The organism is Bacillus niameyensis (assembly GCF_001375535.1).
Taxonomy (GTDB): Bacteria; Bacillota; Bacilli; order Bacillales; family Bacillaceae_C; genus Lederbergia; species Lederbergia niameyensis.
The window spans coordinates 1789160-1814666 of the sequence record NZ_LN831197.1 but is presented as its reverse complement, the minus strand read 5'-3'; the positions used below and the strand labels follow the sequence as shown (position 1 = coordinate 1814666).

Below are 25507 nucleotides of genomic sequence, written 5' to 3'. Positions count from 1 at the left end.
AAATGAATTGTTTTTCTTCACTTGCTTTTTTGGTGTGGCTTGAGAAGCTGGCGGACGATAACCATTTATCATATAGATTTTTTGATAAAGCACCTTTGCCCGATAGCTGCCTTAGAAATAATTCGTAAAAAGGCTAGATATAATTATCGGTAAGCGATGTTTTGAATTGGAGCGTAACGGTTGGTCTTGAATCGTTACTGGTAATTGATCCCCGGACTTAAAACGGTAATGAATATCGGTAAAAGGTGCTTTCAATTAGACGCGGAGTCTATGACATTCAATTATTTTTAAAAAATACCGGTGCTGAATCGACATTCTTTAGCCAGATGCGTTCTTCACCACTTATATTGTCCTTTATCCAAACATCCCCTTTTAATACTCTTCCCTTGCTTCGATACCAAGTAAGATAGGGTCCGACAACTTGAGGATCTTCATCAAGTTCATTGCTTTTTGGAAATGAGATTTGTTTTTGAGTTTTTGATTTTATATTAATTGCATATAGGGATGTGAACATAGTTGGGACAGGTCCTTCTTTCCACTCTTTGTTTTCTTTGGCGCGAGCGACGATTACTTCGTCAGGAGAATACCATTCTAAGTCAAGGTCTACATAACCTTCAGGTGTATATTCTATTTGCTGTTTAGTAATAGGAATATCTGCAATAGTAGTTCTTTTGTTTTCAACGAAAAATCTACCTTCTCCTGCGATATACGCAAGCTGGTTAGTCAAAGGAGCCCATTTTATCCAATCTTTATACCAAAGCATTTGTCCGATTTCTTGAAAGTGTTTACCCTTGGACGATAAGACGCCTAAGGTATTACTATCATTTGACAAAGAGGCTGTAGGAATTGCTAAAAAGCTAACCCATTTTCCATCAGAACTCCACTTGAAAAAGTCGATATCAATCGCAAACAAATCATTTTCATTAGTTTTGAGGGTGTAGAAATGCTTCATTTTATCTACGTTCAGATTTGCATCAACTGGAATCCGATAAATTAGCACAGGTCCCCAACCTGTAGGACGTAAGACAGATTGAGAGGAAACGATAAATTCCTTCCCATTCGGAAACCATTCAAAACTACTAACACCTAATGATACATTTTCAAAACCTTCTGGACGGCCGTCTTTTGTCTTTGTAACATTTAATATCCCTTGAACAGTGTAAGCCAATTGATTTTTTATAGGTGACCATTTAAAGTCCGCTGTTTCAACCTTGACATAGGGTTGGTAACTTTCCTTTTCCTTCGTATCATATATAAATAAACTCCTTTTTTCTGCAAGCTCATCCCCATCAAGGTAACCGATAAACCGACCGTCATAGGACCACTTTTGAGAATAAATATTTCGATTTTTTGTGATTTGTATTTCTTTATCTCCATCTTTTATCCACAATTGATGGTCACGGATAAATGCAGCTTTAAGTGATCCGTCAGCAGAAGCATTCACGGAAAAAATGAAGCTAAATAATAATATGAATAAAATAATTCTTATAGTAGTCATGGATCATCCTCCTTATGATAGCGTCTCCCTTATTTTTATTTCAAATTCATAGATCGGACATAACACCTTCACATTGGAATTTTATCTCCTTCGCAATACGATATTTCAAGTAAGATATCGAACTATATACAATATATAGTGACGTAGGTCACAGATTACTACGATATATTGTGTTAATATCTTTTAGGAAGTTATGAAAGGAGTGTGAGTATGAATGAAACTAGTTCAGTTCGTAACGGAGACATGTTCGAAATGTGCAGTTGTCTCGCATTTTTTAAAGCAGCAAGGAGCAAAGTTTGATGTTATTGATGCTGTAAAACAAAAAGAATTGGCAAAGAAATTTCAAATTTTGTCAGTTCCGACAACGATTTTACTGGCCGATGATCAAACGGAATTAGTCCGTAGCAGTGGGGTCAACCCTACGGAACTACTAAAAATAATACATAAGTTTCAGATTGGAGAAATGAGAAATGTTTAAAAATACGGAACAGATTATCCAAAAATTTATCTCTAATGGAGAAGATAAACAATCTGATTATCTAAAACATGAGAATAGCAACTATGTTTATTCACTTCCTTTGTTGCGTCATAATTTAAATAATTATGGAGAAGAGGACTACTTATTTACTCATGTGCTTCCTCCTGAAATAAAGGAACTATATGACGAAGGGATCGTGTATGTTCATGATAAACAGCTTGCCCCATATTGCGTTTCGATTAGCTGTTTAGATATTGCTTCAAAGGGGATTCCTTCATTGGCTAAAAATATGATTTCATCTAAGCCGACGAGGCGCTTATCGATTTTAGTCAGACATTTTAGTAATGTCGTCACACTGATTTCGCAACAAGTCTCGGGTGCCGTAATGTTGGCCCAGCTTTCGACAATTGCTGCATCTTATTTATATGACGAAGAACAACGAGGTCATCTATATTCGGATGATGAACTAAAGCAATTATTTCAAAGTTTAATTTGGGAATTAAACATGCCACTTCGATCCGGAGCGCAAAGTAGTTTTTCTAATATAACATTGGAATTTGGTAAGCCATCTGAGGAAATTAAAGAGGAATATGTCATAATCGGCGGAGAATTACGTTTCATACAATACAAGGATATTCCAAGCGGTTATTTCGACCGTATCAATCGTGCGATTATTGAGGTGATGAGCGAGGGTACTGGAAGTGAAGGGATCCCTTTCACATTCCCACTATTAACGGTGCAAATTGATGATCAATTTAATTATGGAAATCCGCTATTTCTAGAGCTTTTGGATAAAATGTACAATTGGGGTGGTGTTTACTTTGAAAATTTCAAGACGAAACCATTTGCGGACCCTTATTATAAACAATTAAATCCATTGCTTCAGGCGAAAGACCCAGAAGTCAGCCGCAGTTTATGCTGTCGCTTACAAATTAATCTCGAAACATTATCAAAAGCAGGGGGAGGTGTGTTTGGCTCCTCAACAGGATCGACTGGTGCAGTGCAAGTATTAAATTTAAATATGAACCGTATGCTGCTGGAGTATGGCCATGATAGAAGTATATTGAAAAAGAAAATTCGGAGCTATATGGAGATTATGCAAAACGCCCATATGGCGAAAAGAAATTGGATCGAACAACATAAAGAATTGTACCCAACTTTCTTTGCCTTCAATGATAATTTGAAAAATTATTTTAACGTGTTTGCGGTTACGGGGATGAATGAGGGATTGGTCAATTTAGGTTATTCTGAAGGAATAAAAGAGGAAATGGGAAAAATGCTTGCGCATGAATTGATGCAATATATGACAGAAATCATCAATGAATTTATTGTTCGAGATAAAGTTGCTTGCGGTATCGAATATGCACCTGCTGAAAATGCTGCGATCAAACTTGCACGTCATGATGTAAAATGGGCAGAGGAGCAAGGGCGAAAAATATTTGTGCAAGGGGAAGGAGAAAACCCATATTTGACGAGCGGTTGCATGATCCCTTTCTCGGAAGAAGATTTCTTGGAACAATTGGAAAATAGCGCCGAATTTCAAGGCTATGCTACTTCAGGAAGTGTGCTTCATCATTTTCTTGAATCGAAGGTGACACCAGAAAGACTTGCTCGTTATTTGGACAAGATTTTTGAAAAACCGATTAATTACATTACGTTAACCCCAACTATTACTTCTTGCATGAGTTGTGGTCAAAAGATTATTGCTGATGATGCAAAAAATATTGAGCAATGCCCAACTTGCGCATCAACGGATATCGCCACTTTCAGCAGGGTAATTGGTTACTTAAAGATGATTGCACGAAATAATATCCATGTCGACGAAAAAGGGTATTACGGTGGAAAATATAATTTCTGGTCCAAAGCGAGAAGGCACGACTGGAATGGGCGCCATCGTCTTAAGGAGGACACGTTGAAGGATGTGATCCATCAGTAAGGGCAAAGCTTTTACTGATCATACGAGATGAAATTTTATCAAAACTTTATTCGAACATTTACCGATTTACCTGGTGCTACAACATTATTAGTGCATTCTTTATCAGGTTGTCCATTGCATTGCTATGGTTGCCATAACTATGATGAGATTATTGCGAATACACCTAAGAAATATAAGACGACAGATGATTTATTTTCGTATTTGAAAAAAAGCGGTTTTTTATTTGATGCAGTTATGTTTAGCGGTGGGGAATTTTTAATTGACAATATTAATGATATACGTGATATTCTTCACAAGTGTAGAAAGAGTTTTTCAGGGAAGATTATTGTGACAACGAGCGGAATTTACAACGAGAAGGTAAAACGACTTTATGAGGAAGAGCTTGTAGATGGCATCCATATTGATATGAAATTGCCTTACCACGCACTGGATGTAAAAGCGGATCAGCATATTTTTCAGGATGTAATGGGTATTAAACCATCACAGAAGTTGGTACAAAATTTACTTTCAAGCATCGATCTCGTCATTGCACATAATTCACAGCTCGATCAAATACGGACAGTTAAATATCCTATTCTTGATGACGAGTATTTTAAAGAAATTAGAAGGTATGTTGAAGAGCGTAAAGAGTATTATAAAAGCCAGGTTCCTTACTTTCTAAACGAATTTTCTTATATATAAAAACAAGGTTTTTCCTTCATCATGGAAGGGAGAACCTTGTTTTCTATCATATCAATCTGCTTTAACCCGAACAAATAAAAGCATTAAAAATGAAATTAGCATGATGGATATAACCCAAAGCCACGCCATTTTCATATCCCCCGAATCAATCGCTAAATAAATTGCAGTGGGAATGGTTTGGGTCTTCCCTGGGATATTACCAGCAAACATTAAAGTAGCACCGAATTCACCTAAGGCGCGAGCAAAACTTAAGATACTCCCTGAAACGAGTGCTCTAGCAGCAAGTGGAATGGTAATGGACAGAAAGATTCGCCATTCTCCTGCACCATCAACTCTAGCAGCCTCTTCAATATCTGTATCAATGCTTTGAAATCCAGCTTTTGCCGATTGATACATGAGGGGAAAGGCGACAACAACAGCGGCAATAACAGCGGCCCACCAAGTAAAAATAATCGGCTGATGGAAAACCCATTCAACTAACTTTCCCATAAAACCATTTACACCAAAGATAATAATAAGCAGGAAACCTACCACAGAAGGTGGGAGGACTAATGGAAGCATAAGGATCGTTTCCAAAAGCGCCTTGCCTTTTATTTCTTTTCGAGCAAATAGTTGTGCGAAAAGTGTTCCCAGGAAAATGACGATGATCCCCGATGTAAGTCCGATTTTCAAAGATAACCAAATGGGACTCATAAACTCATGGATGGATGAATTATTGAGTAGTAAAGCCATATTCCTCGAATACCTTTAGCGCCTTATCGCTTTGTAAATATTGATAGAAGTCATTTGCTGCTTCGTAGTTTTTTGAATCCTTTATGAGACCAACAGGATAAATTATCGGAGTATGGGAGTTGGGATTAGCTGTAGCTACAATTTCTACCTTATCACTAACAAGGGCATCTGTTTTATAGACCATTCCGGCACTTACATTCCCAGTTTCTACATATGATAAAACTTGGCGAACATCTTTTGCAAACACGACTTTTGAGTCGACTTTGCTCCATATATCCATTTTCTCAAGTGCTTCTTGTGAGTATTTACCTGCTGGAACGGATTCAGGAGTTCCAATTGAAAACTGGGTAATTTCATCTTTCGTCAAGTCTGTAATGTCTGAGATACTTGAATCATTATTCTTTTGTATAATTAATACTAGTGAATTTCCGAGAAGATCGATACTATCCTGTTCATCAATCTTACCTTCTTCTATTAATTTATTAAACTTATCTTCCGCAGCTGAAAAGAAAATATCAACAGGTGCACCGTGTGAAATCTGTTGTTGCAGGGAACCAGAGCTTCCGAAGTTGAAATTTATTTTGATATTAGGATGTTCATTATTGTATGTACTTTGGAGCGTTTCCATAGCATCCTTTAAACTTGCCGCAGCCGAAATTGTCAATTCAATCTGTTGCTCGTTTTTTTCTTTACTTGTTAATTGTTTATTTTCTGCTTGATTTTCACAAGCAACTGTGAAAATTAGAAGAAATACAAATGATATTGCAAGCACAAATTTGTTTTTCATGTATACACTCCCAAATATAATTAATTATAACGAGTTATTATTAATTATATTCTATTATGATTGATTATAAAGATTCAAACTTGGAGTGATTTGGCATATATGAGAAGTTTATTGAGAATCGTGAAAAGTGGACAGTAAAACCTCTTTCTTTGAAGGATAGGGTAGAAGGGCTCATAAGAGATTGAGAGATCTGAACGTTCTCTACGATTAGGGTATTTAAAAGATTTAGATACTCTTTACGAAGTTTTATAGTGTAAAATAGGATGGAGACTTCTAAGAGGGAGATAGTTCAGTGATTAAAGATATGACAGAGGGTCGTCCGCTTAAACTAATTTTCGCATTTACTTTACCGATGTTGTTAGGTGGAATATTTCAACAGTTTTATAATGTAACGGATACGATTATTGTAGGGAATTTTGTCGGCTCTCAGGCGCTTGCTGCTGTCGGCGCAACAGGTTCAACTATCTTTTTTCTAATCTCTCTTACATTAGGATTAACCAATGCCTTTTCAATTGTGATGTCACAATATTTCGGTGCGAAAAATGAAGAAATGGTAAGAAAAACTTTAGTTAGTTCTATTTATATAACGATCGTGTTTACGATTCTATTATCGATTGCGGGTATAGTAGGGGCGAGGCCACTCATGGAGCTTCTTCAAACCCCGGCAGATATAATTGATGAAGCAACTATTTATATTCAAATTTGCATCGGTGGCGGTGTTGGGTTATTTGTCTACAACGGAGCGGCGGCTGTCCTTCGTGCCGTGGGAGATAGTCGAACCCCTTTATATTTTTTAATATTGTCATCGATATTAAACGTTCTACTCGATTTGCTATTTGTGATTGTATTTGGAATGGGCGTTATGGGTGTTGCAGTTGCAACAGTCCTAGCACAAGTTGTCTCTGCTGTACTTTGTGTCGTCTATACGTATAAAATGTTTCCGATTTTTCGAGTAAAGAGTTCCGAATGGAATCCACATTGGCAAAATGTAGGGACGATATCTAAAATCGGCATACCAATGGGACTGCAAAGTTTATTAATATCGATTGGGGAAATGGCCGTTTCAGCGGTCGTAAATACTTACGGAACAAATGCCGTAGCCGCTTATACGACAGGTAACCGAATTCAACAGTTTGCAACATTGGCCTATTTCAATATGGCACAAGCTTTCGCCACTTTTGCAGCTCAAAACTTAGGTGCGAAGAAAACAGATCGAATTCAAGATGCATTTAAGAAAATAGCACTCATTACGATTGTTATTAGTATTCTATCCTCAATATTTATCTTTTTATCTGGAGAATCATTGGTGAGGTGGTTTATCTCTGATCAGGACGCCCATCTTGAAACAATTGTAGATATGTCGGTACAATACTTATTTATTAGTGCTTACTTTTTTCCGTTTTTGGGTCTTATATGGCTTTACAATAATACATTGCGCGGGATGGGAGAAGTGCCGATTCCACTTATTTCAGGTATTGTGGAACTTATTGCCAAAGTGGGGCTGTCTATATTATTAGGGATGATGTTTGGGTATATTGGAGTTTGGTATGCAGGACCAGTTGGTTGGGCACTCGGCTTAATCCCATCCTTTATTGAATATCATCGTGGAAGATGGAAGAGGCTTGCTGACCGGATTGTAGGATAGTTGTTTACTTTGAAGTAGAGGGGAAAGAGAAATTGAATAAAGAAACAAAACGAAAAAACGTTGTGATCGCTTTACTTATTTCAACATTTTTGATGGCTATAGAAGGGACCATTGTCAGTACGGCTATGCCAAAAATTGTTGAAGACCTAGGGGGCAGTCATTTATATACATGGGTGATCTCAGTTTATTTATTAGCAGTTGTGATAAGTACTCCAGTTTTTGGTAAAATGGCTGATTTATATGGCAGGAAGCTAATGTTCACAATTGGTACAATCATCTTTTTAGTTGGATCTATGCTATCTGGATTATCCCAAACAATGGAACAGCTTGTTTTGTTCCGTGTCATTCAAGGGATTGGAGCAGGAGCCTTAGCTACCATCCCATTTACAATTATTGGTGATATTTTTGAGTTTGAAATGCGTGCGAAAATGCAAGGATGGGTTAGCAGTGTTTGGGGAATTGCTGGGGTCATCGGTCCACTTGTGGGAGGATTTATCGTTGATACGATTTCGTGGCATTGGATATTCTTTATGAATCTTCCATTTGGAATTGTTTCCCTCACACTATTATGGTTTTCTTTACATGAACAAATTGAGAAGAAAAAGCAAATCATTGATTATGCAGGGATTTTTACTTTTACTATTTGTATGACAGCTTTTTTGTATGCATTATCGCTATTAAAAGAGGAAAAACAGATTACAAGCCATATATTCATCTTCTTAATTATAGCGTTTATAGGGCTCTGCTTATTTCTGTGGATTGAGAAAAAGGGAAAAGAACCGATGTTGCCACTTTCTTTATTCAAAAATAAGTTTATTACAATTTCTAATATTGCTGGTTTTCTTTTAAGTTTTATCTTAGTTGCTGTAACTTTTTATATCCCATTATGGGTACAGGGAGTAACAAATTTGAATGCGACTTTTTCAGGGATCGCTATGCTGCCAATGTCTTTAACATGGCCAGTTGGAGCAGTGTTATCAGGTAAATGGATGAGTAAAAAGCCTATTGCTCACATTACATTGGCAGGGATTATCGTTATTCTTCTTGGATGTATCGGCTTTATTTTCTTTCAGACGAATACTCCAGTACCAGTCATGATGGTTTTCACGGCTACGATCGGTTTCGGGTTTGGGTTAACTTTTACGGCCTTTACAGTTGCTGTTCAATCAGCCGTAGATTGGAATATGCGCGGAGCGGCGATGGGATCGAATAATTTAATGAGAAATTTAGGACAAGCTATCGGAATTTCGATCTCGGGCCTATGGTTAAGTGATGAATTAAAAGGTCGTGCTCTAGAGTCAAGCCTACACTCTGTCTTTATCCTTTTAGTAGTGCTTGCAGTTTGTGCGTTTGCAGTTACAACTTTATTGCTAAGACAAAAAGAGAAGACGATAGTGTCACAATAGCAATCTTCAAAAAGCATCTTGCGCTTCAGTAGAAGGTAAGATGCTTTTTGGCTAAAGATATCATAGATGGGCTGATTTTTGCGATGAAGAATAGGATGCCAAGCTTTTTAGATCATAATTTTAAGTTTTTCAAAATATTATAGCCAAAGCAGAAGATTCCAAGGACTGTAACAGCTCCGCCGATTGTAGCAATGATGAAATAAATGGGGCTCCCGATTAGTATCGCTAATGCAATACTAATCATCATGACAGGTAATCCGATATTATGCAGCCAAAAGTGAGCTTTTGCGGCGAAAGTATTTTGAAGTTTAGGAAATAAAATATAAAAAATACCAGCGATGGAAAGAGACATCCAACCGAGCAGATTAACATGAACGTGGACGGTTGCCAAATTAAAAAGATGGGTGATGGACATATACAAGCCAAATGAAATGCCGATCAAAAAATAAATAACAGCAATCTTAATTAGTCTAATTCCCATAATCAACCTCCTCACTTCATTTATTCCATACCATTATATGAACAGGAACAATGGAGCATTCTTTATGAAACATAATTATTTAAACTACGGGTGTTAAGCACTGGGGACCACTATATTACTAAAGGAGCGTTCGTCTATGAAAGTTGGAAAAGCGAAAAAGATAGCTGTTGAATGGGTAGTGTTGCACGTTAGTCAAAAGCCGTGGTTTCGAGGAGCTTATTTTAGTGGTTCGACAACAGGCATGCAAGTAGATGAAGAATTACCCATTTCATCTGACATTGACATTGTTATCGTTACTGATGAGGAGGAGGTGCCACTTAAACTTGGAAAATTAATTTATAAAGGTGTTTTGATTGAGATTACATATATAGCTTGGAAGGAACTTCAATCAGCAGAACATGTTTTAACTGCTTATCATTTGGCTGGCAGTTTTCGATTAGACACGATTATAGTGGATCCAACAGGTCATTTACATAAGTTACAAAAAGAAGTTAGCAGCCAATTTTCTAAAAGAAGTTGGGTGCGTCGCCGCTGTGAAAATGCTCGGAAAAAAGTTGAGAATGGATTACAATCTATTGATCCTGCTGTACCTTGGCACGATCAAGTTACTTCATGGTTATTCCCATCAGGCGTAACGACACACGTTATCCTTGTTGCTGCACTGCGAAATCCTACCGTAAGATTAAGGTATCTCGCTGCTCGAGAGGTTTTAATGGAATACGGGTATACTGACATTTATGAAGAATTACTGACACTGCTTGGCTGTGTTCAATTTACACCTCAACAAGTGGAGAACCACTTAGAACAGCTCGCGCTTACTTTTGATGCAGCTGCCTCTGTAGCCAAAACGCCATTCTTTTTCAGCACTGATATTGCGCAAATATCTCGCCCTATTGCTATAGATGGGAGTCTAAATTTGATCCGATCAGGCTATCATCGTGAAGCCATGTTTTGGATTATAGCAACTTTTGCGCGTTGCCATAAAATATTGGCTTGCGATGCCCCTAATCTCCAACTTGATCACACTCCAACTTTTGAAGCAGTTATGAGTGATATTGGGGTCTATTCTACCAATGACCTTATATTACGTGGTGAACATGTTATTGATTTTTTACCAAAACTATGGAACACAACTGAGGCGATTTTAAATGAGAATCCATACATCCTAAATGGGTAATATAGGTAAACAGTTATTTTTACAAAAATTGCTTTCTTTAATACAATTGACTTTTGTATTGAGTGTCATCTATTATATTAAATATTAATTAATAGTAATTATAATTTAACTACAACATAAATATATTCTTCATATAAATAGAAAAGAGGTAAGGTTATGCCTTCTGAAAAAAAACAATTTATAATTCAAAAATTATATGACCGTTTTGAGGGACAAGAAGATATTGATTACAAGGTTCAACAAACGGAAAATTTTATGGCAGCTGTTAGTGATTTAATCCAAGTATGTGGAGACAATCCTGAACGGGAAGGATTGCAAGAAACGCCATATCGAGTATTAAAATCATTTCTTGAATATACAGAGGGTTATAAGGAGGATCCAAGGATTCATTTGCAAAAGGTATTTGATGTACAGCACAAAGGGTTAATTATGGTGAAAAATATTGAATTTCATTCTATGTGCGAACATCATTTTGCACCGTTTTTTGGTGAAGCACACGTTGCTTATATTCCAGGTGAAAAAATCACAGGTCTATCTAAAATTGCACGTACAGTAGAAGGGTATGCCAAACGTTTTCAAGTACAAGAAAGATTGACGAATCAAATTGTTGGGGCAATAGATGAAATGCTCAACCCTGAGGGTGTGATGGTCGTAATCGAAGCAAAACATATGTGCATGTGCGGTAGAGGAGTTAGAAAATCAGATGCAATGACTACGACTACTGCAACGAGTGGAGTTTTTGCCGATCATTCGGACAAGCGAATGGAATTTTTGTCTCTACTTGGCAAATAAAGCAATATACATGAATTACGGTAATAAAGCGCAACATCAATCAGCGAGGAATACTCAGCCAGTTTATGCTATTAAAAAGACACTATAAAAAATGGGTGATTTAATGAGGCATGCAATTATAACAGCTGGTTCAAAGGGGATTGGTAGGAAGGTAACAGAACATTTTTTGCAAAATGGGTGTTCTGTTACTATAAATTATCGCAGCGATTTTGCACGAGTACAGGAATTAATGGATGAATGGAAATTATATGAAGATCGAATTTTGTTTATAAGAGGAGATATTACCAAAAAGGCTGATATTCAAAAGATTGTTGAACAGACTATGGTTAGTTTTGGTCGGATTGATTATTTTATCAATAATGCTGGTCCTTATATTTTCGTCAGAAAAAAGCTTGTTGATTATGAAGATTACGAATGGTATGAAATGATTGAAGGAAATTTAAGTGCGGTTTTTCATTTTTCAAAATTGATTATTCCGATTATGAGACAGCAGCAATTTGGCAGAATCGTTACGTATGGATTCCAGGATGCTGATCAAAGCCCTGCATGGATTTATCGGTCAGCTTATAGTGCGGCAAAAGTTGGGCTTGTATCATTAACAAAGACGATAGCAATAGAGGAAGCAAATTTTGGGATAACAGCCAATATGATTTGCCCTGGAGATATAGAAGGTGAAATGAAGGAATCCGATATAGAATTTGCGAGGAAAATAAAGAATTCCGATACTCCAATTGGGCGTTCAGGTACGGGAGAAGACATTGCTAGATTGATCGGGTTTATTTGTGAAGAAGATTCTGATATGATCACAGGCAGTGTTATATCAGCCACAGGTGGAGTTGAAGTTATTCATCGACATAGACAATAGATATTTTAGGCATCACGGCCGTCCGACAAGACATTAAGTACTTGGGACGGCTCTATTCTATTTTATCAACTTTTTTTCATATGATAGAAGTATATTCGAAAGGTAATTTTTGCAAGTGCATTTTAGGCATCAAAAAAATAAACATGTCGATAAAACCGTGTTATAATATCGTGTTGGAAAATAGGAGGGATTAAAGTTGCAGCTAGATCACACATCACGAGAGGGAAACTTTTTTCATAAAAAGGCAATTTTGCTTGTCGTTCTATTCATATTAATCACTGTTACTGGATTATTGTATATAAAATGGTGGCCCTATTTTAATAAGGCAATTTTAGCTAAAGATACACATTCAGTAGGCTCTTCTATTTTAGGCGATCTATCGAATGTGAAACCATCCTGGCAATCTGCTTTAGATTATGCGTTCGTTTACTTTCAATCTGTCTGGAAAGCCGCACTGCTTGGAATTCTGCTAGGGTCTTTAATCCAAGTATTGTTACCAACACAATGGCTCCTTAAACTATTAGGGAAAGCATCATTTGGAAGTACAGCTCTTGCTGGAATTGCTTCCGTACCAGGGATGATGTGCACCTGTTGTGCGGCTCCAATGGCTGTTGGACTTCGGAAGAAAAATGTTTCAGTTGGTGCAGCTTTAGCCTTTTGGATTGGAAATCCAATGATAAACCCAGCAACTCTCATATTTATGACATTTGTATTATCGTGGAAGTTTACAGTACTGCGCCTCATATTTGGCATTGCTTTAACGTTTGGAGTTAGTTTTTTAGCAAATCGATTTGTAAAGAAAAGTCAAACTTTGGATGTTGACCAAATTATTCCGGAAGAAACACCTGAAGGTCCCTTTATAGTAAGATGGTTGAAAAATTTGCTAGGAATGCTACTTTATGTTGTGCCAGCTTATGTATTGTCGGTATTGCTTCTTGGTGCGGGACGTATCTGGTTATTTCCGCAATTCAGTGATGCAACAGCAGATAGCATTTTAGCGATTCTTATTTTGGCTTTTGCCGGAATGTTATTTGTCATTCCAACTGCTGCTGAAATTCCGATAATCCAAACGTTTATGTCTATTGGCCTTGGGAGTGGGCCAGCAGCTGCATTGTTAATTACATTGCCTGCAATTAGTTTACCCTCATTATTGATGGTTGCTAAATCATTTCCTAAAAAAGTATTACTTTTTGTCGCCTTATCAGTAGTATTCCTTGGAGTAATTTGTGGTCTAATAGGAAAGGTATTTTTATAAAATAAGGTGAAATGTGCAATCTATAGATTAAAAAAATTAAGATATCTGTTTTCATTCTTTGCTAGTAGTCATGGTATAATTAATTCGATTAAACGCAACTGGTATAGAAAAAATACATTAAAGAAGTGTTCAAATTGAATAAAACAAACAGTAAAGTACAACAAAAAGTATTCTTTTGGTTAAATAAATATTTGACCGGAGACTTGATGGACTACAAGCAAATTACCGGTATTACAGCGCCAATCCTTGTGGACCAAGCTTTTTTAATTTTAATGAGCCTTTTAAACACAGCTATGATTAGTTCTGCCGGAGTTTCTGCTGTCAGTGCGGTCAGTATGGTAGACTCTTTGAACATCTTTCTAGTTAATGTATTTATAGCCGTTGCAACAGGTGGTACTGTTATTGTTGCCCAATTTAAAGGTAGCGGACAAACAAATATGGTAGCGAAAACAGCCACACAAGCGATATCTGCGTGCACTATTTTCTCTGTAACACTTAGTTTATTCGTTATTATATTTCATGATCCTGTCTTAAAACTATTATTCGGTCAGGCAGAAGCTGATGTGTTGTCTAATGCCAAAATCTATTTAATAGGTAGTTGTATTTCCTATCCGCTCATTGCAATCTTTCAAGCAGTAACCGGAGCCTTAAGAGGGATAGGCGAAACAAAGCCTGTATTGAATTTATCATTATTTATGAACTTGACGAATACGGGTCTTAATGTTTTATTCATTACGATTTTCAATATGGGAATTACTGGACTTGTTCTATCTGTTATAACGGCAAGAGTTTTAGGGGTAATCGCTGCTATAATTTATATCATTAAATACAATGAAACCATTCATTTCAAGATAAAAGAAGCTTTGCATTTGGATTTTGCCATTCTAAGAAAAGTTATGTATATTGGCATACCATTTGCAGCGGAACAATTGTTTTTTAATGGAGGAAAGCTGCTAACACAAACATTTATTGTTCAGTTAGGAACACTGGCAATGACTGTTTATGCTATCTCAAATTCAATAGCACTTCTGTTTCAAATTGGTCCAAATGCCATTAGTATCTCCATTATTACAGTTGTTGGCCAATGTATAGGGAAAAGAAATATAAAAGATGCTAAGAAACTTACAAAATCGCTGATTGGACTATCCTCGATATTCTTTATCGTTTCGGCTGTAATTTTATTACCACTTTTCCCATTAATTATTAAAATGTTCAATCCACCTGAGGAAATTATACCGACCATTTTTACACTTATGTTAATTTCAGCTATTACACAACCTTTATTATGGTCACTAAGTTTTGTTATGCCATCCGCATTACGTGCAGCAGGAGATTCAACCTTTACTTCAGTCGCGTCATTATTAAGTATGTGGTTGTTACGAGTTGTACTAGGGTATATTTTAGGTATTACATTAGGATTTGGAATAATAGGAGTATGGGTGGCTATGATTATTGAATGGGGCGCTAGGGGAATTATCTTCACTTGGAGATTCAAGGGAAAGAAATGGTATGCCCATAAGCTTGTATAAGGGAAAACGTTCGAAGAATACTCTAGAATAATAATTGACTTTAGTTTTAACTGCTCTGGGCAGAAGTCTCCTTCCTCAACATCTGATAGATGTAGGTGGGAGATGAGTGCTTGCTCTTATATTTTTATTTATGCGAACATTCGTTTCCTACTTGTGATATAATGAAGTATATCATCACATGGAGGGATCGACATGATTCGCTGTATGAAGACCCCGTTTCGAGCCAGCAAGGAAACTGTTGATCGTCTATTCCAGTGTAACCGGATTTCGGGCGAAGTTTGGAACCGCTGTCTGGAACTTGCGAAAGAAACCCATTTGAAAACGGGAAAATGGATCACCAAGAGTGCGCTGCAGAAAGGGACAAAGGGGATTTTCCCCCTTCATTCCCAATCCGTACAGGCTGTTTGCCATAAATATCTGTTTGCACGTGATGCGGCACGAAAGGCTCGGAAAGCTGGTCATAAAAATAAATATCCGTACAAACGGAAAAAACATTTCAATACGAAATGGGCCAACAACGGTTTCAAAGTCTTTGAAAATGGAAAAATCCAATTATCAATGGGTGACTTTGAAGGAAAAAGACAAGCACCACTCATTCTTTGGATAAAAGAATTACCGGAAGGTGAAATCAAAGAAATCGAACTGATTTTTGACCGGCAACTGCAATTGTCCATCGCCTATGAAGATGGACAAGAAGTGAAAGAAAATACCTTCTTGAACCGTTCGGCTATAGATGTTGGAGAAGTTCACACGATAGCGGCAGTCGCAGAGAATGGTGAAAACATTATTATCACAGGGCGTAAAATCCGTTCCATTCATCGTCTGCGTAATAAAAAGCTAGCAGAACTGCAACGGAAAATGAGCAAGTGCACAAAAGGCTCCAAACAGTGGAAAAAATACAACCGAGCGAAACGTTATGTTCTCTCAAAAAGCAATCGACAACTCCAAGATGCCCTTCACAAAACAACAAAGCAATTTGCCGATTGGTGCATGGAAAATGAAGTGAAAGAAGTGGCTTTTGGCTGTGTAGACGGGGTTCAGCGCAACACATCCCGCCGTAAAAAGAAAAGGGTTCGTCGCAGAACAACCAATCAGAAACTATCCAATTGGTCTTTCGGAAAAGTCTATGCCTACCTTACCTATAAACTAGAAGCAAAAGGAATTTCAATCGACAAATATGATGAACGCTTTACAACGCAACAATGTCCTTGTTGTCCGAAGAGACGAAAAGTATCTTCGAGAATCTATACATGTACTTGCGGATATTCGAATCATCGAGATATTCACGGGGCATCTAATTTCTTCGCCAAAACCTTTTACGGTGAAATCAGAGCGCTCGATTTTAGCCTGAAAAACACAAAGTATCTACGGATTGCCTAATGGCAGGAAGTAGTAGATGGTCAGTTCCGACCCTGCTTATCTGCAGATAAGTGGTTGCCTAATGTAGTTGATGAAAACGACTCCTACGAGAACTCGTAAAAAGAGAGTGCCAACCACTTCTTTGTTGGAGCGTTTCTTATTAATTTGTTAGGAAACCCCCACTTCAAAAACGGAATGTTTTAAGTGGCGGGAGGTTCATATAGGAGTAATATATGGAACGTGTTTGAAAAATAATAGGTTTTAAATTTTAAAATAGATCAGCGTTGATTTTTTTTGTTGACAATGATCAACTAAAAGTGGTATTATATTATTTGTCACTTCGACGACGGAAATTATTTCAGAAAAATAATTGACAAACACATCGTTGAATGGTATATTAATTGCCTGCTTCAAATTAGTTCTTTGAAAACTAAACAAAATAGAAACGTCAGTAATATAAAGATGATCTAATGATCATCGTCAGCTTTATATGAGCTAAACAAACTTTAAATGAGAGTTTGATCCTGGCTCAGGACGAACGCTGGCGGCGTGCCTAATACATGCAAGTCGAGCGGACTTGTGGGAGCTTGCTCCCGCAAGTTAGCGGCGGACGGGTGAGTAACACGTGGGCAACCTGCCTGTAAGACTGGGATAACTTCGGGAAACCGGAGCTAATACCGGATAACTTCTTTCTCTGCATGGGGAAAGGTTAAAAGACGGTTTCGNGTAGGGGCAGAATTGTCTACTCCTAATGATAAAGAAGTGAAATGGAAATTAAAAGAAAGTGATGTAAAGCTATTAGAAGAAGCAATTGATCGTTTAGATGAACAGCTTACACCATTGCAGAATTTTATTCTTCCTGGTGGACATCCTGCTGGAGCTGCATTTCACGTAGCGAGAACGGTTGTGCGCAGAGTGGAAAGAATCGTAGTTGGTCTTGAAACAAATAATCCACTTGTTTTATCTTATCTAAATCGACTTTCTGACCTTTTATTTGTCGTAGCACGATATGTCCATCATATATTAGGAGAAGAAGAAGTAAATCTGCATGAAGGAGACAAGATTGACAGCTAAACCCATTTTTTAGTACACTATTTATAAGAATTATAAATAGATAATCAATTTTATGTTAGAAAAGAGGTGCATGGCGGTGTCAGAACATCAATTAAAAGATGCGATTCAAACATTGAAGCAGACAGGAGTTCGAATTACACCCCAACGTCATGCGATTTTGGAGTATTTAGTTCAGAGTATGTCACATCCAACTGCAGACGATATTTATAAATCACTCGAAGATAAATTTCCGAACATGAGTGTTGCAACTGTTTATAATAATTTACGCGTTTTTCGGGAAGTGGGCTTAGTAAAGGAACTTACCTATGGTGATGCTTCTAGCAGATTTGATTTTGTGACATCAGACCATTATCACATTATTTGCGAGAACTGTGGGAAGATTGTTGACTTTCATTATCCAGGCTTAGATGAAGTTGAACAGTTGGCAGCCCATGTAACGGGATTCCAAGTTGGCCACCATCGCATGGAAATTTATGGTGTATGTCCTGATTGCGGAAATAAAGAAACACATTAAAAATAGCCTAACTTTTATAGGCTATTTTACTTTATTCAAAAATGGCAAACTGCTTATAACAGCAGTTTGCCATTTTAAATTAAGCTTGTTCCAGATTACTCGCCTTAATGACCTCTTCTTCTTTGTAGAATCGGCTATAACAGATCATAAAGACTAGATAAGCAACAAAACTAAAGATTAATAGAAATGTTACAGGTAAATAGTTTAGGAAAACAAACATTAATACTAATAAAATAATAGATAAGAGTGTTGATGGAAAATACTTAATAGCAAAAAAGAAGGAGTTTTTTACTACTCTCCATAATGTTAACTTATAGTGAACCATCATTGGGAAAATATATATAGAAGTTAGTAACCCAATGGATGCAATTAAAAACAACGAGGCTAGCAGTAGGTTTTGCATGACTTTCCCTAAAGTACCGATCAGCATAAAGTCAATATAAAGGATGTAACCAAAGATAGAGACTAGAATGCCAAGTAAAAAACTTTGTTTGAAATTTTCCTTGAAAAAGCGAAAAAAGGGAAGGAAGACAGCTGAATCCTTTTTAATAACATATTGTCTGATCACCCCGAACATAGCAGCAGTAGCTGGAAAGATAGTAATGATCGGCAGACACATGACGAACCAAAGGATATTTAATAAAAAGAAAAAAGACACCGTTTCCAAAATAGTATATAACCTGCTGTTTAAGATATTCATAGTTAACCACCATTTAATCTATTTTTGAGAATGACGATGCAGAGCAACATTGCACTTGACCGAAAAGGAATTCGGAAGCATATTTTAAACTTGCTCAGCATCGTTCCCTTTTTGATATAGTAATTATAACATATATCAATAAATTTAAAAAAGCGAAATTTTTTAAAGATTTTTCTTGCGATTGTATTTTTCATCAAATTCCTTGCCTTCAAGATTTGGATCCAAGGTAAGTGGTTCCCTACAATACATGCACATATCTACTTTACCTAACACTTTAGTAGGTTTGTTACAATTTGGACAAATTACTTGTACTGCCTTTGTTGAAAGCATTCCAATCCAAAAATAAACTAATGTACTAGAAAGAATAGCTAATACTCCTAAAATCATAAAAATCGTCATAACAATAGGATGATTTTTGAAGAATATTCCCCCATACATAATAATAAACCCAGCAAAGATTAAACCAAGAGCAAAGGACCGGATCTTATTTATTTTACTTGAATATTTTTTTGCCATAGTGAGCCCTCCTGAAAGTAAATATATCATATGGAAGAAAAACTTCCTACTATATATTCCGTTAAATAACGTATGTGGAGAAAGGAAGAAGGAGATTTCGAATTACTGTCGAAAGAAAAGGGTAATAAGGAATTGGAGGAATTGCCATGGAAGAAATCCTCAAAAGCATCTGTGTAGAAAAAGAAGATAGTGAAAACACATTAGGTATTTTAGTAATTGAAAAGAAACAGCAACTATCCCCTTCGACAAATACGTTTGATTTCATCTTGCTTGTTATAGTACGTCAACGAACTGATTCGACATCTATTATGCATTATCAATATAATGATAAAAGAATCGCTCTTCATAATGTAACAGAACAGCAAATAAAAGAATGGATTCTTTTTGGATCGAATAACAAAATTATAGAATGGATACATGAAGGTGAAGTTTTATTTGATAAGAACGAGTTTGTATTAAATTTAAGAAATGAGTTACGAGACTTTCCATTTTATGATCGTAAATTGAAAATAGGAGTCGAGTTTGCAAAGCTTATCCGTAGATATTTAAACGGGAAATCGTTTTTTGAAACGGGCCAATTTTTAGATGCATATAATCATATGATTCATTGTTTACACCATCTAGCTCGTCTAGCCATTATCGAAAAGGGCTTTTATCCTGAATTAACGGTATGGAGTCAGGTTAAGCAGATGGATCCAGAAATCTACAAGTTATATGAGGAACTCGTTAACAGCGAGGAATCTATTGAAAAAAGATTAGACTTACTTTTTATAGCTAGTGAATTTTTAATCTTTTCTAGAACGAAAATTGGTGCTGGGCATCTTTTGGAAACTTTAGAAATGCAAACCCAATGGTCGATTGGTGAGTTGAAATCTCATCCTGAACTTCATTATTATGGTGTTGATTTAGATCTACTAGTGGAATACCTAATCGATAAAGACTTTATTACAGTAGTCGAAGTTCCTATAAACACACTGGGACTAAGCGATAGATTTTATTTCAAGAAATAGTTTACCTTTTTTTGAAAAAAGGTATTGACCAATTCTAATAAACTTGTTATAGTAATAAACGTCGCTGCTGACGTTAAGTTCGGCGGTCGAAAAAAAAGATAAAAAACTTCTTGACTTTCCAGACTGAAAGTTGTATGATAATAAAGTCGCTGTTAAGAAGCAAGCAAGTTTGATCTTTGAAAACTGAACGAAACGAACGTCAATAATAAATAGATGATCATTTGATCATCGCCAGCTTTATATGAGCTAAACAAACTTTAAATGAGAGTTTGATCCTGGCTCAGGACGAACGCTGGCGGCGTGCCTAATACATGCAAGTCGAGCGAATGGATGGGAGCTTGCTCCCTGAAGTTAGCGGCGGACGGGTGAGTAACACGTGGGCAACCTGCCTGTAAGACTGGGATAACTCGCGGAAACGTGAGCTAATACCGGATAATTTCTTTCTTCACATGGAGAAAGGTTGAAAGACGGTTATGCTGTCACTTACAGATGGGCCCGCGGCGCATTAGCTAGTTGGTGAGGTAACGGCTCACCAAGGCGACGATGCGTAGCCGACCTGAGAGGGTGATCGGCCACACTGGGACTGAGACACGGCCCAGACTCCTACGGGAGGCAGCAGTAGGGAATCTTCCGCAATGGACGAAAGTCTGACGGAGCAACGCCGCGTGAGTGAAGAAGGTTTTCGGATCGTAAAACTCTGTTATCAGGGAAGAACAAGTACCGTTTAACTGACGGTACCTTGACGGTACCTGACCAGAAAGCCACGGCTAACTACGTGCCAGCAGCCGCGGTAATACGTAGGTGGCAAGCGTTGTCCGGAATTATTGGGCGTAAAGCGCGCGCAGGCGGTCTCTTAAGTCTGATGTGAAATCTCGCGGCTCAACCGTGAGCGGTCATTGGAAACTGGGGGACTTGAGTGCAGAAGAGAAGAGCGGAATTCCACGTGTAGCGGTGAAATGCGTAGAGATGTGGAGGAACACCAGTGGCGAAGGCGGCTCTTTGGTCTGTAACTGACGCTGAGGCGCGAAAGCGTGGGGAGCGAACAGGATTAGATACCCTGGTAGTCCACGCCGTAAACGATGAGTGCTAAGTGTTAGAGGGTTTCCGCCCTTTAGTGCTGCAGCAAACGCATTAAGCACTCCGCCTGGGGAGTACGGCCGCAAGGCTGAAACTCAAAGGAATTGACGGGGGCCCGCACAAGCGGTGGAGCATGTGGTTTAATTCGAAGCAACGCGAAGAACCTTACCAGGTCTTGACATCCCGCTGACCGGTCTGGAGACAGGCCTTTCCCTTCGGGGACAGCGGTGACAGGTGGTGCATGGTTGTCGTCAGCTCGTGTCGTGAGATGTTGGGTTAAGTCCCGCAACGAGCGCAACCCTTGAAATTAGTTGCCAGCATTTAGTTGGGCACTCTAATTTGACTGCCGGTGACAAACCGGAGGAAGGTGGGGATGACGTCAAATCATCATGCCCCTTATGACCTGGGCTACACACGTGCTACAATGGATGGTACAGAGGGTTGCGAGACCGCGAGGTTTAGCCAATCCCTTAAAACCATTCTCAGTTCGGATTGTAGGCTGCAACTCGCCTACATGAAGCCGGAATCGCTAGTAATCGCGGATCAGCATGCCGCGGTGAATACGTTCCCGGGCCTTGTACACACCGCCCGTCACACCACGAGAGTTTGTAACACCCGAAGTCGGTGGGGTAACCTGGTACTTAACTTAGCCTCTTATTAATATCGTAGGAAGCTAAGTTAAGTACTAGGAGCCAGCCGCCGAAGGTGGGACAGATGATTGGGGTGAAGTCGTAACAAGGTAGCCGTATCGGAAGGTGCGGCTGGATCACCTCCTTTCTAAGGATATAAGGAAGGCCGACTAAGAAGCGCCACGTCCTGTGGCAACGTCGGCATGACTCACATCGTGTGAGCCTAAAAGCGGAAGACGGCGTTTAGCGACGTACAAACTTCCTAGATTCTGACGAGATAAAGGAAACACGGCGAAGAATGAGCCGATGTTGACTTATCGTAGGAAGAAGCGTAGAAGTTTGCTAGTCGCTGCCGTCTGGAGCTAGACACGATAATATATTGACTGCAAGTCAATATTAAAAAAGACGTTTCTATTTTTGTTTAGTTTTGAGAGAATTAATCTGCTCTCAAATGATGTTTTAGTAGCATTATTCAATTAAGGTGATTTAAGCTCACCTTTTCACAGACTTTAAAACACTAATCTATCGTATTTTTGATCGGGTTAGTGATTTTGTTCCTTGAAAACTAGATAACAAATTTCATTATAATTTTGTTCTTATAAACTTTAATTTTGGNGCCTACATGAAGCCGGAATCGCTAGTAATCGCGGATCAGCATGCCGCGGTGAATACGTTCCCGGGCCTTGTACACACCGCCCGTCACACCACGAGAGTTTGTAACACCCGAAGTCGGTGGGGTAACCTGGTACTTAACTTAGCCTCTTATTAATATCGTAGGAAGCTAAGTTAAGTACTAGGAGCCAGCCGCCGAAGGTGGGACAGATGATTGGGGTGAAGTCGTAACAAGGTAGCCGTATCGGAAGGTGCGGCTGGATCACCTCCTTTCTAAGGATATAAGGAAGGCCGACTAAGAAGCGCCACGTCCTGTGGCAACGTCGGCATGACTCACATCGTGTGAGCCTNCAAAGCATGGATGCGTATTTCCCTATGGGAAAACGCTGTGTGATGGCGTGCCTTTTGTAGAATGAACCGGCGAGTTACGATTTCATGCAAGGTTAAGTTGAAGAGACGGAGCCGCAGCGAAAGCGAGTCTGAATAGGGCGTATAGCAATATTTTCCTTCGGGAAAAATTGTCAGTATGAGGTCGTAGACCCGAAACCAGGTGATCTACCCATGTCCAGGGTGAAGGTAAGGTAACACTTACTGGAGGCCCGAACCCACGTACGTTGAAAAGTGCGGGGATGAGGTGTGGGTAGCGGTGAAATTCCAATCGAACCTGGAGATAGCTGGTTCTCTCCGAAATAGCTTTAGGGCTAGCCTTGAGAAAGAGTCTTGGAGGTAGAGCACTGTTTGGACGAGGGGCCCTCATCGGGTTACCGAATTCAGACAAACTCCGAATGCCAAAGACTTGATTCTCAGGAGTCAGACTGCGAGTGATAAGATCCGTAGTCGAGAGGGAAACAGCCCAGACCGCCAGCTAAGGTCCCCAAGTATCCGTTAAGTGGAAAAGGATGTGGAGTTGCTTAGACAACCAGGATGTTGGCTTAGAAGCAGCCACCATTTAAAGAGTGCGTAATAGCTCACTGGTCGAGTGACTCTGCGCCGAAAATGTATCGGGGCTAAACGGATCACCGAAGCTGCGGACTGACACCGTAGGTGTCAGTGGTAGGAGAGCGTTCCAAGGGCTGTGAAGCCAGACCGGAAGGACTGGTGGAGCGCTTGGAAGTGAGAATGCCGGTATGAGTAGCGAAAGAAGGGTGAGAATCCCTTCCACCGAATGCCTAAGGTTTCCTGAGGAAGGCTCGTCCGCTCAGGGTTAGTCGGGACCTAAGCCGAGGCTGAAAAGCGTAGGCGATGGATAACAGGTCGATATTCCTGTACCACCTCCCCGCCGTTTGAGTAATGGGGGGACGCAGGAGGATAGGGTAAGCGCGCTGCTGGATATGCGCGTCCAAGCCGTTAGGCTGAAGAGGAGGCAAATCCTTCTCTTTAAAGCGGAGCGGTGATGGCGAGGGAAATATAGTACCGAAGTTCCTGATTCCACACTGCCAAGAAAAGCCTCTAGCGAGGCGGGAGGTGCCCGTACCGCAAACCGACACAGGTAGGCGAGGAGAGAATCCTAAGGTGATCGAGAGAACTCTCGTTAAGGAACTCGGCAAAATGACCCCGTAACTTCGGGAGAAGGGGTGCTCTTTTGGGTGAAAGCCCGAGAGAGCCGCAGTGAATAGGCCCAGGCGACTGTTTAGCAAAAACACAGGTCTCTGCGAAGCCGCAAGGCGAAGTATAGGGGCTGACGCCTGCCCGGTGCTGGAAGGTTAAGAGGAGTGCTTAGGCGCAAGCCGAAGGTACGAATTGAAGCCCCAGTAAACGGCGGCCGTAACTATAACGGTCCTAAGGTAGCGAAATTCCTTGTCGGGTAAGTTCCGACCCGCACGAAAGGCGCAACGATCTGGGCACTGTCTCAACGAGAGACTCGGTGAAATTATAGTACCTGTGAAGATGCAGGTTACCCGCGACAGGACGGAAAGACCCCGTGGAGCTTTACTGCAGCCTGATATGGAATGTTGGTGCAGCTTGTACAGGATAGGTAGGAGCCGTCGAAGCAGGAGCGCCAGCTTCTGTGGAGGCATCGGTGGGATACTACCCTTGCTGTACTGACATTCTAACCCGCACCCGTGATCCGGGTGGGAGACAGTGTCAGGCAGGCAGTTTGACTGGGGCGGTCGCCTCCTAAAGAGTAACGGAGGCGCCCAAAGGTTCCCTCAGAATGGTTGGAAATCATTCGCAGAGTGTAAAGGCACAAGGGAGCTTGACTGCGAGACCTACAAGTCGAGCAGGGACGAAAGTCGGGCTTAGTGATCCGGTGGTTCCGCATGGAAGGGCCATCGCTCAACGGATAAAAGCTACCCCGGGGATAACAGGCTTATCTCCCCCAAGAGTTCACATCGACGGGGAGGTTTGGCACCTCGATGTCGGCTCATCGCATCCTGGGGCTGTAGTCGGTCCCAAGGGTTGGGCTGTTCGCCCATTAAAGCGGTACGCGAGCTGGGTTCAGAACGTCGTGAGACAGTTCGGTCCCTATCCGTCGCGGGCGCAGGAAATTTGAGAGGAGCTGTCCTTAGTACGAGAGGACCGGGATGGACGCACCGCTGGTGTACCAGTTGTCTCGCCAGAGGCATAGCTGGGTAGCTATGTGCGGAAGGGATAAGTGCTGAAAGCATCTAAGCATGAAGCCCCCCTCAAGATGAGATTTCCCTTGGTTTATACCATAAGACCCCTGAAAGATGATCAGGTTGATAGGTCCGAGGTGGAAGTGTGGCGACACATGGAGCTGACGGATACTAATCGGTCAAGGGCTTAATCAAA

At 39.6% G+C, this 25507-nt stretch carries 20 protein-coding genes, 2 rRNA genes and 1 other annotated feature; of the genes, 16 read left to right on the top strand and 6 right to left on the bottom strand.

Translation table 11 applies throughout. The features are described 5' to 3' along the window. Positions 1-277: 277 nt before the first annotated feature. Positions 278-1498 (bottom strand): hypothetical protein, encoded by a 1221-nt coding sequence (locus tag BN1243_RS08730; protein ID WP_062106018.1) that lies wholly within the window; start codon positions 1496-1498, stop codon positions 278-280. A gap of 214 nt (positions 1499-1712) precedes the next feature. Here BN1243_RS08730 and BN1243_RS08725 point away from each other — a divergent pair, with 214 nt between their 5' ends. The 3 genes from BN1243_RS08725 to BN1243_RS08715 are packed head-to-tail and all read left to right on the top strand — an operon-like array spanning position 1713 to position 4593. Continuing rightward, on the top strand, positions 1713-1976 hold the full coding sequence (locus tag BN1243_RS08725; RefSeq protein ID WP_062106016.1) for a thioredoxin domain-containing protein: 264 nt from the start codon (positions 1713-1715) through the stop codon (positions 1974-1976). Beyond that, positions 1969-3912 (top strand): anaerobic ribonucleoside-triphosphate reductase, encoded by a 1944-nt coding sequence (nrdD, locus tag BN1243_RS08720; RefSeq protein ID WP_062106014.1) that lies wholly within the window; start codon positions 1969-1971, stop codon positions 3910-3912. The genes BN1243_RS08725 and nrdD overlap by 8 nt, the downstream gene beginning before the upstream one ends. A 27-nt stretch (positions 3913-3939) precedes the next feature. After that, the gene (locus tag BN1243_RS08715; protein ID WP_062106012.1) at positions 3940-4593 is read left to right on the top strand and encodes a 4Fe-4S cluster-binding domain-containing protein; all 654 of its coding nucleotides are present in this window, start codon (positions 3940-3942) and stop codon (positions 4591-4593) included. Between the two features lie 51 nt (positions 4594-4644). On the opposite strand, the gene modB is transcribed toward BN1243_RS08715, so the two are convergent. Next, complete coding sequence (gene modB, locus BN1243_RS08710) at positions 4645-5325, bottom strand: molybdate ABC transporter permease subunit (RefSeq protein WP_062106007.1); 681 nt, start codon at positions 5323-5325, stop codon at positions 4645-4647. After that, positions 5306-6112 carry a molybdate ABC transporter substrate-binding protein gene (gene modA, locus BN1243_RS08705; protein ID WP_062106001.1) on the bottom strand — a complete coding sequence of 269 codons (807 nt, stop codon included), beginning with the start codon at positions 6110-6112 and terminating at the stop codon, positions 5306-5308. The genes modB and modA overlap by 20 nt, the downstream gene beginning before the upstream one ends. A 292-nt stretch (positions 6113-6404) precedes the next feature. Here modA and BN1243_RS08700 point away from each other — a divergent pair, with 292 nt between their 5' ends. After that, a complete protein-coding gene (locus tag BN1243_RS08700) occupies positions 6405-7757 on the top strand; it encodes an MATE family efflux transporter (protein WP_062105997.1) in 1353 nt (450 codons plus the stop codon). Positions 7758-7789: 32 nt separating this feature from the next. Then, positions 7790-9163 (top strand): MDR family MFS transporter, encoded by a 1374-nt coding sequence (locus BN1243_RS08695; protein ID WP_062105992.1) that lies wholly within the window; start codon positions 7790-7792, stop codon positions 9161-9163. Positions 9164-9275: 112 nt separating this feature from the next. On the opposite strand, the gene BN1243_RS08690 is transcribed toward BN1243_RS08695, so the two are convergent. Next, a complete protein-coding gene (locus tag BN1243_RS08690; protein ID WP_062105989.1) occupies positions 9276-9644 on the bottom strand; it encodes a cytochrome-c oxidase in 369 nt (122 codons plus the stop codon). A gap of 136 nt (positions 9645-9780) precedes the next feature. Between BN1243_RS08690 and BN1243_RS08685 the strand changes: the two genes are divergently transcribed. The 8 genes from BN1243_RS08685 to perR all read left to right on the top strand — a co-directional run bounded on the left by BN1243_RS08685 (position 9781) and on the right by perR (position 18209). After that, positions 9781-10821: a hypothetical protein gene (locus tag BN1243_RS08685; protein ID WP_062105986.1), complete on the top strand. Its 1041-nt coding sequence runs from the start codon at positions 9781-9783 to the stop codon at positions 10819-10821. 156 nt (positions 10822-10977) lie between these two features. Continuing rightward, positions 10978-11613, top strand: a complete 636-nt coding sequence (folE, locus tag BN1243_RS08680; protein ID WP_062105984.1) for a GTP cyclohydrolase I FolE — start codon at positions 10978-10980, stop codon at positions 11611-11613. 103 nt (positions 11614-11716) lie between these two features. Beyond that, positions 11717-12478 (top strand): SDR family oxidoreductase, encoded by a 762-nt coding sequence (locus BN1243_RS08675; RefSeq protein WP_062105982.1) that lies wholly within the window; start codon positions 11717-11719, stop codon positions 12476-12478. Between the two features lie 196 nt (positions 12479-12674). Next, complete coding sequence (locus tag BN1243_RS08670) at positions 12675-13733, top strand: permease (RefSeq protein WP_062105981.1); 1059 nt, start codon at positions 12675-12677, stop codon at positions 13731-13733. A gap of 206 nt (positions 13734-13939) precedes the next feature. After that, a complete protein-coding gene (locus BN1243_RS08665; RefSeq protein WP_084782334.1) occupies positions 13940-15262 on the top strand; it encodes an MATE family efflux transporter in 1323 nt (440 codons plus the stop codon). 192 nt (positions 15263-15454) lie between these two features. After that, positions 15455-16642, top strand: coding sequence for an RNA-guided endonuclease InsQ/TnpB family protein (locus BN1243_RS08660; protein WP_062105973.1), 1188 nt, complete (start codon positions 15455-15457; stop codon positions 16640-16642). A gap of 532 nt (positions 16643-17174) precedes the next feature. Next, positions 17175-17470, top strand: a sequence feature (16S ribosomal RNA rRNA prediction is too short). Next, the gene (locus tag BN1243_RS21660) at positions 17462-17695 is read left to right on the top strand and encodes an ATP:cob(I)alamin adenosyltransferase (RefSeq protein ID WP_195892094.1); all 234 of its coding nucleotides are present in this window, start codon (positions 17462-17464) and stop codon (positions 17693-17695) included. Its footprint overlaps the feature before it by 9 nt. 76 nt (positions 17696-17771) lie before the next feature. Continuing rightward, positions 17772-18209, top strand: coding sequence for a peroxide-responsive transcriptional repressor PerR (gene perR / locus BN1243_RS08650; protein ID WP_154669812.1), 438 nt, complete (start codon positions 17772-17774; stop codon positions 18207-18209). Between the two features lie 79 nt (positions 18210-18288). Here the strand turns inward: perR and BN1243_RS08645 are convergent, their stop codons facing one another. Continuing rightward, positions 18289-18909, bottom strand: a complete 621-nt coding sequence (locus BN1243_RS08645) for a YesL family protein (protein WP_062105439.1) — start codon at positions 18907-18909, stop codon at positions 18289-18291. Positions 18910-19071: 162 nt separating this feature from the next. Then, a complete protein-coding gene (locus BN1243_RS08640; protein WP_062105438.1) occupies positions 19072-19425 on the bottom strand; it encodes a YgzB family protein in 354 nt (117 codons plus the stop codon). A gap of 146 nt (positions 19426-19571) precedes the next feature. Here BN1243_RS08640 and BN1243_RS08635 point away from each other — a divergent pair, with 146 nt between their 5' ends. From BN1243_RS08635 to BN1243_RS21365, 3 genes are all read left to right on the top strand, one after another. Further along, on the top strand, positions 19572-20435 hold the full coding sequence (locus BN1243_RS08635) for a nucleotidyltransferase-like protein (RefSeq protein WP_062105437.1): 864 nt from the start codon (positions 19572-19574) through the stop codon (positions 20433-20435). Positions 20436-20692: 257 nt separating this feature from the next. After that, a 16S ribosomal RNA gene (locus BN1243_RS08630) occupies positions 20693-22289 on the top strand. Between the two features lie 757 nt (positions 22290-23046). Continuing rightward, positions 23047-25506: ribosomal RNA gene (locus BN1243_RS21365) — 23S ribosomal RNA — on the top strand. The 16S and 23S rRNA genes sit together here, the layout of an rRNA operon. Position 25507 lies beyond the last annotated feature (1 nt).

Bases quoted from the DNA above. Each gene is read 5' to 3' on its own strand.
- modA (WP_062106001.1), bottom strand. From the start codon at position 6,112: ATGAAAAACAAATTTGTGCTTGCAATATCATTTGTATTTCTTCTAATT.
- folE (WP_062105984.1), top strand. From the start codon at position 10,978: ATGCCTTCTGAAAAAAAACAATTTATAATTCAAAAATTATATGACCGT.
- nrdD (WP_062106014.1), top strand. From the start codon at position 1,969: ATGTTTAAAAATACGGAACAGATTATCCAAAAATTTATCTCTAATGGA.
- BN1243_RS08665 (WP_084782334.1), top strand. From the start codon at position 13,940: ATGGACTACAAGCAAATTACCGGTATTACAGCGCCAATCCTTGTGGAC.
- BN1243_RS08675 (WP_062105982.1), top strand. From the start codon at position 11,717: ATGAGGCATGCAATTATAACAGCTGGTTCAAAGGGGATTGGTAGGAAG.
- BN1243_RS08690 (WP_062105989.1), bottom strand. From the start codon at position 9,644: ATGGGAATTAGACTAATTAAGATTGCTGTTATTTATTTTTTGATCGGC.
- BN1243_RS08725 (WP_062106016.1), top strand. From the start codon at position 1,713: ATGAAACTAGTTCAGTTCGTAACGGAGACATGTTCGAAATGTGCAGTT.
- modB (WP_062106007.1), bottom strand. From the start codon at position 5,325: ATGGCTTTACTACTCAATAATTCATCCATCCATGAGTTTATGAGTCCC.
- BN1243_RS08730 (WP_062106018.1), bottom strand. From the start codon at position 1,498: ATGACTACTATAAGAATTATTTTATTCATATTATTATTTAGCTTCATT.
- BN1243_RS08685 (WP_062105986.1), top strand. From the start codon at position 9,781: ATGAAAGTTGGAAAAGCGAAAAAGATAGCTGTTGAATGGGTAGTGTTG.
- BN1243_RS08640 (WP_062105438.1), bottom strand. From the start codon at position 19,425: ATGGCAAAAAAATATTCAAGTAAAATAAATAAGATCCGGTCCTTTGCT.
- BN1243_RS08635 (WP_062105437.1), top strand. From the start codon at position 19,572: ATGGAAGAAATCCTCAAAAGCATCTGTGTAGAAAAAGAAGATAGTGAA.
- BN1243_RS08660 (WP_062105973.1), top strand. From the start codon at position 15,455: ATGATTCGCTGTATGAAGACCCCGTTTCGAGCCAGCAAGGAAACTGTT.
- BN1243_RS08715 (WP_062106012.1), top strand. From the start codon at position 3,940: ATGAAATTTTATCAAAACTTTATTCGAACATTTACCGATTTACCTGGT.
- BN1243_RS08645 (WP_062105439.1), bottom strand. From the start codon at position 18,909: ATGAATATCTTAAACAGCAGGTTATATACTATTTTGGAAACGGTGTCT.